This is a genomic window from Rhizobium sp. 'Codium 1', assembly GCF_020889605.1.
In the GTDB taxonomy this organism is placed as follows: Bacteria; Pseudomonadota; Alphaproteobacteria; order Rhizobiales; family Rhizobiaceae; genus Allorhizobium; species Allorhizobium algae.
Map to the genome: position 1 here is coordinate 591,278 of NZ_JAJGPW010000001.1, position 11,691 is coordinate 602,968.

An 11,691-nucleotide genomic window follows, 5' to 3' on the forward strand; every position below is an offset into this window, starting at 1 on the left:
GCGAAAGTTTCGCATGAATCATGAAGATGTCTCCATGATGCGCAGTTGCAGTTGCAGGGCCTCCGCCGTTCCCCGCACCACATCCGCCACTTCGATCAACTGTTTTGCGATCGGGCTCGTCTTGCGCCAGATCATGCCGATCCTGCGCGACGGTTGCGGGTGCTCGAAGCGGGCGATGGAGACATCGGCGGAACGCGTCTCCACCTTCATGGCAATCTCGGGGATCAGCGTGACACCGATGCCGGCGCCAACCATCTGGACAAGGGTCGAAAGCGAGCTGCCGTCCAGGATTTCGCGCGGACGCACGGCACCCATATCGCAGAAGGAAAGCGCCTGATCGCGGAAGCAGTGCCCCTCCTCCAGCAGGAGGAGACGCATCTCGCGCAGCATCTCGCCGCTGGGAACAGGCTTGTCGGCATCGTCCTTTGGGCGGACGAGGACGAAATTCTCCTCGAACAGCGGCATTTCGGTCATCGCCGGCTCCGAAACCGGCAATGCCACGATCGCCGTATCGAGCCGCCCCTCCGACAACTCCTGCAAAAGCTTCGGGGTCACGCTTTCGCGGACATGGATGTCGAGATCGGTATTCTTGCGGGTGAGAGCCGAGATCATACCGGGCAGCAGATAGGGAGCAACGGTCGGAATGACGCCGATCCTGAGGCGTCCGACGAGATGCTTGCGGTGGGCGCGGGCAAGATCGCCCAGTTCATCAACGGACCGCAGAATATCGCGCACCCGCAGGAGAAACTCCTCACCGAAGGCCGAGAGCCGCAGCTGGCGGGCGGCGCGCTCGAACAGTTCGGCGCCCAGCGCTTCCTCGAGTTCCTTGATCTGCACCGACAAGGCTGGCTGGGAGATCGAGCAGGCTTCCGCCGCCCGGCCGAAATGGCCGTGACGCGCCAAGGCATCGAAATATCGCAGCTGCCGAAGTGTAAAATTGATCATAACCTAATCCTATGGAACTGATCACAATTTCCAACTTACATTAATCGATGTGCTTTGCTAGAACAATTCCAGATGATGTCGGCGGCCGCCTTAAGGGAGGCGGTTCAACTGCTTTCGTTTCTCGAGAGAACAGGCAGGCGACGGATCAGGCGGGACGGTGCAATGTCCTGCCGCCAGTTCATCGGCTTGTGATGTGGACGTGCTCTTGCAGAGCCTCTCAGCAATTCGATTCTGGATAAGCGGGTTCTTCAAGGAGGTACATCATGGATACCCTGAGCAACAATGGCGCCGGCAAATGTCCGGTGATGCATGGCTCCAATACGGAAAGCGGCGCAACCGTCATGGCCTGGTGGCCGAATGCGCTGAACCTCGACATTTTGCATCAGCACGATGCGAAGACCGACCCGATGGGCAAGGGCTTCGACTACCGTGAGGCCGTCAAGCAGCTCGACGTCGCAGCGCTCAAGGCCGACATGAAGGCCCTGTTGCGCGACAGTCAGGAATGGTGGCCAGCCGACTGGGGTCACTATGGTGGCCTGATGATCCGCCTTGCCTGGCACTCCGCCGGCTCGTATCGCCTGGCCGATGGCCGCGGCGGCGGCGGCACCGGCAATATCCGCTTCGCGCCGCTCAATTCCTGGCCTGACAATGCCAGCCTCGACAAGGCCCGTCGCCTTCTCTGGCCGCTGAAGAAGAAATACGGCAACAAGATTTCCTGGGCCGACCTCATCCTCTTCTCCGGCACCGTCGCCTATGAGGACATGGGCTTGAAGACCTTCGGCTTCGCCTTCGGCCGCCCCGACATCTGGGGTCCGGAAAAGGACGTCTACTGGGGTGCTGAAAAGCAGTGGCTTGCCCCCTCCGACAGCCGCTACGACGATGTGACCAAGCCTGACACGATGGAAAACCCGCTCGCCGCTGTGCAAATGGGTCTCATCTATGTCAACCCGGAAGGCGTGAACGGCAAGCCTGATCCGCTCGCAACGGCTGCCCAGGTGCGCGAAACCTTCGCCCGCATGGCGATGAACGACGAGGAAACCGCGGCCCTCACCGCCGGTGGCCACACCGTCGGCAAGGCACATGGCAATGGCGATGCGCAGGCACTCGGCGTCGAGCCGGAAGCCGGCGAACTCGACAACCAGGGCCTTGGCTGGCTGAACCCGAACCAGAACGGCAAGGCGACCCTGGCCGTCACCTCTGGCATCGAGGGTGCGTGGACCGCCAATCCGACCGTTTTCGACATGGGCTATTTCGAGCTGCTTTTTGGCTATGACTGGGAACTCACCAAGAGCCCGGCCGGTGCCCATCAGTGGCAGCCGATCGGCATTACGGAAGAACACATGCCGGTCGATGCGACCGACCCGTCGATCCGCCGCATGCCGATGATGACCGACGCCGACATGGCGATGAAGGTCGATCCGGCTTACCGCGCGATCTGCGAGAAGTTCATGGCGGATCCGGCCTATTTCCAGGACACGTTTGCTCGCGCCTGGTTCAAGCTGACCCACCGCGATCTCGGCCCACGCGTCCGCTACATTGGCCCGGAAGCCCCGACCGAAGACCTGATCTGGCAGGATCCGATCCCGGCCGGCCCCGTCAACTACGATGTCGGTGCCGCCAAGGCGAAGATCGCCGCGTCCGGTCTCTCGATCGCCGAGCTCGTCGCCACCGCCTGGGACAGCGCTCGTACCTATCGCCAGTCCGACATGCGCGGCGGTGCAAACGGTGCCCGCATTCGTCTGGCCCCACAGCGTGACTGGGAAGGCAACGAGCCGGCCCGTCTCGGCAAGGTCTTGTCCGTGCTCGAACTGATTGCCGAAGACTTCGGTGCCAGCGTCGCCGACATCATCGTGCTGGCCGGCAATGTCGGCATCGAGAAGGCCGCCAAGGCTGCCGGTTACGACGTGACCGTTCCCTTTGCTGCAGGCCGTGGCGACGCCACCGCCGAGCAGACGGATGCCGCAAGCTTCGCTGCGCTCGAGCCTCTGGCAGACGGCTTCCGCAACTGGACCAAGAAGGACTACGTTGTCAGCCCCGAAGAGATGCTGCTCGACCGTGCACAGCTCATGGGTCTGACCGGCTCTGAGCTGACTGTCCTACTCGGCGGACTGCGCGTGCTCGGCACCAATTACGGCGGCACCAAGCATGGCGTGTTCACCACCCGCGAAGGCCAGCTGACGAACGACTTCTTCGTCAACCTGACCGACATGGGCTTCACCTGGAAGCCGACAGGCAAGAACTCCTACGACATCTGCGACCGCAAGACCGGTGAAAAGAAGTTCACCGCAACCCGCGCAGACCTCGTCTTCGGTTCCAACTCGGTCCTGCGTGCCTATGCGGAAGTCTACGCACAGGACGACAACCAGGAGAAATTCCTCAAGGACTTCGTCGCCGCCTGGGTGAAGGTGATGAACGCCGACCGCTTCGACCTCGAAGTCTGAACCTTGCGACGCTAGAGCTCGTGCGCGAGCCTTAACGACCGCCAGAGCAAGCCGGAGATGCCGCCGCATCTCCGGCTTTTTCGTGGTCTGGACCTCGACCTGTCAGCGCAGGAATGCGCGGAAGCGCTTGAGCGAGAGAACGAAGAAGACGGCAGAGATCGCGACCAGCGCCAGGATCTGTGGCCAGACGACACCAATGCCCGCGTCGCGAAACAAGACCGCCTGAGCCATGATGACGAAATGGGTGTTGGGCGCCGCCGACATGATCCACTGGATCACCTCCGGCATGCTTTCACGCGGGGTCATACCGCCGGACAGGATCTGCAGCGGCAATAGAACCAGCATCAGCAAGAGCCCGAACTGCGGCATCGAACCGGCCACTGTCGCCAGGAAAATACCCATGGAGGTGGCAGCGACCAGCTGCAGGATCGCTCCGACCAGAAAGAGGGACATCGATCCCCGCAGCGGGACATCGAGAGCGGCTTCCACGACGACAAAGAGGGAAAAGACGGTCGCCAGAAGCACGACGAGACCCATCGACCAGATCTTGCTTAACATGATCTCGGCGGGTGTTACCGGCATGACGAGAAGATGTTCGATTGTGCCATGTTCCCGTTCGCGGATGAGGGCCGCTCCCGTCAGGATGATCGAGAGCATGGTCACCGCCGAGATGACCTCATTGATCGCGCCGAACCAGCCCTTGTCGAGCTCAGGGTTGAAACGCGCCCGCAGAGACAAAGACACTGTCGCCCGATCCTCGGCCTCTCCCCGGTTGAGGAAATCCGTCACCTCCCCGGTGACGATCTCCTGGATGTAGCGACCACCGGAAAAAGCCTGGGTCATCTGCGTGGCATCGATGTTGAGCTGGATCTGCGGGCTTCGTCCGGCCAGAAGATCGCGCTGGAATTCCGGTGGAATGTCGAGCACGAAGGTGTCGAGGCCGGCGTTCATGCGCGGGTCTATCTCGGTGGAGGCGATCATCTTCGGTGGCAGGAAATAGGGCGGATAGAGCGCGCTTTCGATCCGAGCCGACACTTGCGAGCGATCCTCATCGACGATGGCGACCGCCGCCTTGTTCAGCGTTTCCGGTTCGGCCGTTGCGGCCGTGTAGATGTTCAGCGTGAAGGCATAGACGATCAAGAGCATCAGGGCCGGATCGCGTACGAGACCGCGAAGTTCCTTGATGCCGAGTTCGAAGATGTTTGCCAGACGCATGGTTCACGCCGCCTGCTTCTTGAGGAGATGGGTGCCGGCGACAAGCAGCAGAGGTCCAACGATCGCCAGCGCCAGGAGTTGCGGGCCGAGATCGACGAAGGTCAGCCCTTTTGAGAAGACGCCGCGGGAAATGGTGACGAAGTGGCTCGCCGGATAGATCTGGCCGATCAGAGCGCCTGCCCCCTGCAATGCCGAGACTGGCGAAAGCATGCCGGAAAACTGAACCGCCGGAATGATGGTGAGCAGCGTGGTTCCGAAGATCGCCGAGATCTGGCTCTTCATGAAGCTTGAGAGCAGGAGACCAAGCGCCGTGGCGGCGAAGACATAGAGAAAGGCACCCAGTGCCAGAACGGCGAAGCTGCCCGTCAGCGGCACCTGGAAGCCGAAGACGGCAAAGGCTGTCAGCATCAGGAAGTTCAGGAAGGCAATGCCGATATACGGCAGCTGCTTGCCGAGCAGAAATTCCAGCCGCGTGACGGGCGTGACATAGAAGTTGATGATCGAGCCGAGTTCCTTTTCCCGCACCACGCTCAGCACCGAAAGCATGGCCGGGATCAGCATCAGGAGCAGCGGAATGACGGCCGGCACCATGGATACCAAGCTCTCCAGGCCAGGATTGTACCGATAGCGGATTTCGATCTCGAAAGCCGCCGCCAGTGCTTCGTCGCCGTAGAGTTCGCGGGCCTTTCGGGCCAGCCAAGTCGCGTGCATGCCCTGGACATAACCAGACACGGTCTCGGCACGCGACGGCATTGCGCCGTCGATCCAGGCGCCGACCTCCACGCTGCGGTTGCCACGCGCAAGGTCTCGGCCAAAGCCGGGCGGAATTTCGATGGCGAGACTGATGTCGCCGGAACGCATGCGCCGATCGAGTTCTTCGTAGCTGGCAATCGGTGGCCGCTCGATGAAATAACGCGAGCCGGCAATCTCGGCGACATATTCGCGGCTCAGCACTGTGTCGTCGCGGTCGAGTGCTGCAAAGGTGAGGTTCTCGACGTCAAGGTTGATGCCATAACCGATGACAAACATGAGGATGAGGCTGCCGACCATGGCAAGCGTCGCACGGATCGGGTCGCGAACGAGCTCGAGCGCCTCTCGACGGCTGAAGGCCAGCAGGCGGCGCCGATCGAGGAGAGGCCTGCGTCGTCTTGCGGCTGGCATCTCGGCTGTCGGGGATCCCGGCTGATGTTCGTCCTGTCCGACGGCGAAACTGGGCGTGGCTTCTTCCCCGATCGCAGTCTCCAGATACTGGATGAAGGCCTGTTCCAGGTCCTGCGCCTTGCAACCTGAAACGATCGCCTCGGGCGCATCAGTCACGAGTACCCTGCCGGCATGCATCAGCGAAATGCGATCGCAGAGTGCCGCTTCGTTCATGAAGTGTGTCGAGACAAAGATCGTCACACCGTCGCGCCGGGAGAGATCGGCGAGCAATTGCCAGAAGCCGTCACGCGCCACCGGGTCGACGCCCGAAGTCGGTTCGTCGAGGATCAAGATATCAGGCCGATGGATCAGTGCGACGGCCAGGGAAAGACGCTGGCGCATGCCAAGCGGCAGGGCGTCCGGCCACTCATCCAGCACCCGCGCAAGGCCGAAGCGCGCGGCAAGATCTGCAATACGTGGCTCGATCTCGGCTGCGGTCATGCCGAACAACCGGCCATGCAGTTCCAGATTCTGACGCAGCGTCAGCTCGCCATAGAGCGAGAAGGCCTGGCTCATGTAGCCGACACGACGGCGGATCGCGATGTCCTTGGGATCGACGAGATGGCCGAAGACCTCGGCTCTACCTTCGCTCGCGGCCAGCAGCCCCGTCAGCATCTTCATGGTCGTCGTCTTGCCGCAGCCGTTGGAGCCCAGAAAGCCAAAAATCTCGCCGCGCGGGATCTGAAAGCTGACGTTATCAACGGCCGTGAAGTCGCCAAAGCGCATGGTCAGGTTGTCGGCCCGAATCGCAATCTCATCCTCCACACCCACCTGTCGAGAGGGGATGTGCAGCGGTTCTGCGCGACCGCGCTTGTCTGCGGGCAATAGAGCGACAAAGGCAGCATCGAGTGTACCGGCTCCGGTCCGGGTAAGAAGTTCAGCCGGCGTTCCCGTCGCCAGGATGCGGCCTTCATCCATGGCGACCAGCCAATCGAAACGCTCGGCCTCCTCCATATAGGCTGTCGCCACGACGACGCTCATTCCAGGCCGCTGCGCGCGAATGCCGTCGATCAGCTCCCAGAATTGCCGGCGCGACAGCGGATCGACGCCAGTGGTCGGCTCGTCGAGGATGAGAAGATCCGGATCATGGATCAGGGCGCAGCAGAGGCCCAGCTTCTGCTTCATGCCGCCCGACAGTTTACCGGCCGGCCGATCGGCGAAGGCTGCAAGGCCCGTTGCATGCAGCAGGCCCGAGATCCGATGTTCCCGTTCACCACGAGCCTGGCCGAAGAGCCGGCCGAAAAAGTCGACATTCTCGAAGACCGAGAGCGTGGGGTAGAGGTTCTTGCCCAAGCCTTGCGGCATGTAGGCAATACGCGGGCAGGATTTCTGGCGATGGGAGGCACGCGCCATGTCGCCACCCAGGACCTCGATCCGGCCCGCCTGAATGGCGCGGGCGCCGGAGACGAGCGAAAGCAGGCTCGACTTGCCGACACCGTCTGGTCCGATCAGACCGACCATAAGGCCGGCGGAGACGTCAAGCGAGATGTCCCGCAGGGCTTGCGTCTTGCCATAAGAGAGGCCGACGCCGTCGAGCCGTATGACCGGATCCCCCCTCAGCGTCTCCAAAACCCCGTCCATTTCACTGCACCAGGTTTGTGGTCAGGCTTTCGGGCCAGGGGGCTTCGGAATCGAGATTGACATAGGCAATGCCCGGCAGCCCCGTCTTGACCTGCTGGATATATTTCTTGAGCAGAGGTTCCGGGATCTGCGCCTTGACCCGGAACATCAGTTTCTCGCGTTCCTCGTCGGTCTCCACGGTCTTCGGGGTGAACTGTGCAACATCCGCGACGAAGCTGATCCGCGCCGGGATGGTATACGCGGCGGCGGCATCAAGCACGATGCGGGCTTCGCTGCCGAGCGCGATACGTCCGACCTCTGCTGTCGGCAGGAAGAAGGCCATGTAAACGTCGGAGAGATCGACAATGTTCAGCACCCGGCCGCCAGCACCCAGGACCTCGCCGAGTTGAGCCACGCGATATTGGACACGACCGTCCCTCGGCGCACGCAGCGTGCTGTCTGCAATATCTGCCTCTATGCGCTCAAGGGCAGCTGCCGCTGCGGCGACAGCTGCTTCAGCGTCGATCACCTGGGCGCGCGCGCCGCCGATCGCGGCCTCGGCGGCCGACACCTGAGCCTTTGCCGCTGCGAGCGCCGCGCGTGCACCTGCGGCTGCGGCCTTGTCGTCATCTGCGACCTGCTGGCTGGTCGTCCGGCTTTCAATCAGGCGTTCGGTCCGGGCAAGCTTGGTTTCGGCAGCACTGAGTTGCGCCTCGCGTTGCGCGACGGTCGCGAGTGCCGCCTCACGCTCTGCCAGTCTCTGGTCGACAACGCTGCCCGCCGTATCGACGGCGACCAGTGCCCGGCGGTGCTCCGCCACCGCCTGCCGGCGGCCCGCATCGAGCTGATCGGTTTCCATGACGGCAAGCACCTGCCCTGCCGTGACGAAATCGCCCTCGCCGACGAGAATGTCCTTCACCCGACCGCCGGTCTTGGTGGAGATATCGATCTCGACCGCCTCGATGCGGCCGTTCCCGTGGGCGATATGCTCGGGTAGGCCATCGCCTTCATAGGTCTTCCAGCCGTAGTAAGCGCCACCGCCTATTACGACCACCAGCAGGGCGGCCAACCAGCCGCTCGGGCGCTTCGCCATCAGCCATCTCCATGATCCGTCTGACACGCCGGGCCCCAGTCCCGACGGCCTTTCCATAGTCATAGGCGGCAAGGCCGCAGGCCAACTTGATCCACGTCAATTGGAGATTGCTTCGGACAGCGCGATCTGCTCGCCAAAACGCCACCCCGGCAAGCCGGGGTGGCGTCTCTCTGGCGCAACGAACCATGTATTCAGAAGCCGCTGGCGAGCTTGCGGCGGAGATCCTTGATATCGGGCATGGCGATTTCCTCGAGGCGGCGCTCCCAGGACAGGGCCGTGTCCACGATGACACCGAGGTCATCATAGCGCGGCACCCAGCCGAGAACCTGTTTGGCCAGCGTCGAGTCGGCGACCACGAGCGATGCGTCACCCGGACGACGCGGAGCATAATCCACCTTGAAATCGACATTCGTGGCGCGGCGCACGGCCTCGACGATGTCGAGGACCGAATAGCCCTTGCCATAACCGCAATTGGCAACAAGGGGGCCGCCGCCTTTCCGCAGGTAGCGGAGCGCCTGCAGGTGAGCATCGACGAGATCGTTGATGTGGATGTAGTCCCGCACGCCCGTACCGTCAGGCGTATCGTAATCCGTACCGTAGACCGACATATAGGATCTCTTGCCCAATGCCGCCTCGCAAGCGACCTTGAGGAGATGCGTGGCACCCGCCGCCGAATTTCCAGCGCGGCCCTTCACGTCTGCACCGGCGACGTTGAAATAGCGTAGGGCAACATAGCAGAGACCATGGGCGCGCGCCGTGTCGCGCAACATCATCTCGCTCATCAGCTTCGACTGGCCATAGGGCGATTCCGGACGCAGAGGGGCGTCCTCACGCACGGGCAGCGGCTTGTCGGGCAGCCCGTAGACTGCAGCCGTCGAGGAAAAGATGACCTTGTCGATGCCGGCCTTCACCGCTGCTGACAGAAGACGCCGAGTATTTTCGGTGTTGTTCTCGTAATAGGTCAGCGGATCGGCAATCGATTCCGGCACCACGATCGAGCCGGCGAAATGAATGATCGCCTCGATCTCGTTTTCAGCGAAAATCTGTTTCAGGACCGTCGGCTTGGCAATGTCGCCCAGATAAAAGCGCGCACCCGGCGCTACGGCCCAGCGAAATCCGGTGGACAGTCGATCAACGACGACAACATCCTCCCCCGCGTCGAGCAGAGCCCAAACCATGTGGCTGCCGATGAAGCCTGCGCCCCCCGTCACCAAGATCGCCATGACAGTTCTTCCCGTTGTTCTTGTTATCGGGAGGAAAGCACGTGCTTCTTACGGAGTGCTTATGAATCGCACCCAAGCCTCTGAAATAGCTTGTCTATCTGGATTCATCGTTAAGCGGCTCTAAGCCGTTTCATTCAAATTTTAGCGACCCGCCAAACCTGTCTCAGAGCGCCTTGATGTAGCTGCCGAGACGCTCGGCGGCGTCCGCGATATGCGCGGGATTGCGCAGGAAGCAAGCCCGCAAGAAGGGCAACCCTCCCTCGCCAAATGCCGTTCCCGGCGCCATTCCGACTCCGGTCTTGTCGACGATGTCGAGCGCTGCCTGTCTGCTGTCGGTGATGCCATCGATCTTGAGGAAGGCGTAAAGCGCACCTTCCGGCTTCAGTGTCTCGACCCTGTTGGTGGCAATCAGGGCATCGCAAAGGATGTCGCGCGAGGCCATGGCCCTTGCAATGTTCTCGCGGACGAAATCGTCACCCTGATCGAGGGCGACGACGGCTCCGCGCTGCATGAACTGGGCGACGCCGGACGTCGAATACTGAATGAGATTTTCCAGCACCTGGCCGAGTTCCGGCGGGGCCACGATCCAACCGACACGCCAACCGGTCATCGACCAGTTCTTCGAGAAGGAATTGGCGAAAATCACCTTGTCGCCCTCCGTCATCACGTCGAGAAAGGAAGGGGCTCGCTCGGCGCCACCGTAGTAGTAAAGCGCATAGATTTCATCGGCGAGAATCCAGATGCCGTGGCGTCGGGCAATTTCCAGAATCGCCTTGAGGTCTTCGCGGCTTGCCGTCCAGCCTGTCGGGTTGGACGGCGTGTTGATGAAGAGTGCTCTGGTCTTCGGGGTAATCGCCTTTTCCAGACGGTCCAGATCGAGGACCCAGCGTCCCTCCGTGAAGGAAAGTGGCACGCAGACCGATTTGGCACCCGCCAGATCGATCGCGGAGACGATGTTCGGCCAGCAGGGCGAAAGATAAATCATCTCGTCACCCGGCGAGGTGAGAGCCTGTACGGAAAGCGCGATCGCCTGCATGCCTGACGCCGTGAGGTAGAAATGCTCGACCGGCAGGTCGGCGCCGAAGTGGCGTTGGTAGTAGCGCGAGAGAGCCTGCCGCAGTTCGGGAATGCCGCGCTGCCAGGTGTAGAAGGTTTCCCCACCGAGCAGGGCATCGCTTGCGGCACGATTGATAAAACCCGGCGTCGGAAGATCGCCCTCACCAGCCCAGAGTGGAAGCAGACCATCGCGGCCGCGCGCATAGTTGATGATCTCGACGATACCGCTTTCCGGTGCGGCGAGTGCGCGGGGGCTGAGGCTGTCCAGCAAGGGCATCGGGTCTTCACTCCTTCGATCGGTGTGCTTTGTCTAGCCGATCAATGGACAAAAATCCCATGATATTCCTTGAGGACAGGATCGATCCTGCTGATAGGTTCCCCGCCCGCCAAGCGGACGAGGAACGGCGGTTCAGCGGGTCTTGAGGAGATCGCGGATCTCGGTCAGGAGCTGAACGTCGGCCGGTGGCGGCGCGGCTTCATCGGCCACCATTTCTTCCTTCTCCATCGACTTGCGCAGCGCATTTACGCCCCTGACCATGAGGAAGATGATCCAGGCGAGGATCAAGAAGTTGATGGCGACGGTGATGAAATTGCCATAGGCGAAGACCGCGCCCTGCTCGCGGGCTGCCGCCAGCGAGTTTGCCGTGACATTGCTGCTCAACGGTATGAAGTAGTTGGAGAAGTCGAATCCACCGAAGATGACGCCGACGATCGGCATCACGATGTCTTGTACCAGCGAATTGACGATGAGGCCGAAGGCCCCGCCGATGATCACGCCGACGGCAAGGTCCATGACGTTGCCGCGCGCGATGAATGTCTTGAATTCCTGTAACATTGTCCCCTGCTCCTTTGTGGTCCGGACCCGTCCGGGCGACGGTTGCCCGCGTTATGGTTAATCAATCTTCACGTTTTCGGAAATGGTAAATCGGCACATTCCGATGTCAGGGTTTCGACTAAG

8 protein-coding genes are annotated in these 11,691 nt (G+C 61.6%); 1 reads left to right on the forward strand and 7 read right to left on the reverse strand.

Annotated elements, in window-relative coordinates; genetic code table 11:
• Positions 1–18: 18 nt before the first annotated feature.
• The gene (locus tag LJE98_RS02830) at positions 19–945 is read right to left on the reverse strand and encodes a hydrogen peroxide-inducible genes activator (protein ID WP_229573254.1); all 927 of its coding nucleotides are present in this window, start codon (positions 943–945) and stop codon (positions 19–21) included.
• A 263-nt stretch (positions 946–1,208) separates the two neighbouring features.
• Between LJE98_RS02830 and katG the strand changes: the two genes are divergently transcribed.
• Entirely contained in the window at positions 1,209–3,386 is a 2,178-nt protein-coding gene (gene katG, locus LJE98_RS02835; protein ID WP_229573255.1) for a catalase/peroxidase HPI, read from the forward strand.
• A 102-nt stretch (positions 3,387–3,488) separates the two neighbouring features.
• Here the strand turns inward: katG and LJE98_RS02840 are convergent, their stop codons facing one another.
• The 6 genes from LJE98_RS02840 to mscL form a co-directional block, all read right to left on the reverse strand.
• Complete coding sequence (locus LJE98_RS02840) at positions 3,489–4,601, reverse strand: ABC transporter permease (protein WP_229573256.1); 1,113 nt, start codon at positions 4,599–4,601, stop codon at positions 3,489–3,491.
• A gap of 3 nt (positions 4,602–4,604) precedes the next feature.
• Positions 4,605–7,382, reverse strand: coding sequence for a ribosome-associated ATPase/putative transporter RbbA (rbbA, locus tag LJE98_RS02845; RefSeq protein WP_229573257.1), 2,778 nt, complete (start codon positions 7,380–7,382; stop codon positions 4,605–4,607).
• A 1-nt stretch (position 7,383) separates the two neighbouring features.
• Positions 7,384–8,454 (reverse strand): HlyD family secretion protein, encoded by a 1,071-nt coding sequence (locus LJE98_RS02850; RefSeq protein WP_229573259.1) that lies wholly within the window; start codon positions 8,452–8,454, stop codon positions 7,384–7,386.
• Positions 8,455–8,645: 191 nt separating this feature from the next.
• Positions 8,646–9,677, reverse strand: a complete 1,032-nt coding sequence (gene galE, locus LJE98_RS02855; protein ID WP_229573261.1) for a UDP-glucose 4-epimerase GalE — start codon at positions 9,675–9,677, stop codon at positions 8,646–8,648.
• Positions 9,678–9,840: 163 nt separating this feature from the next.
• Entirely contained in the window at positions 9,841–11,010 is a 1,170-nt protein-coding gene (locus tag LJE98_RS02860) for a pyridoxal phosphate-dependent aminotransferase (protein ID WP_229573263.1), read from the reverse strand.
• A 132-nt stretch (positions 11,011–11,142) separates the two neighbouring features.
• A complete protein-coding gene (mscL, locus tag LJE98_RS02865) occupies positions 11,143–11,568 on the reverse strand; it encodes a large conductance mechanosensitive channel protein MscL (protein WP_229573264.1) in 426 nt (141 codons plus the stop codon).
• Positions 11,569–11,691: the final 123 nt, after the last annotated feature.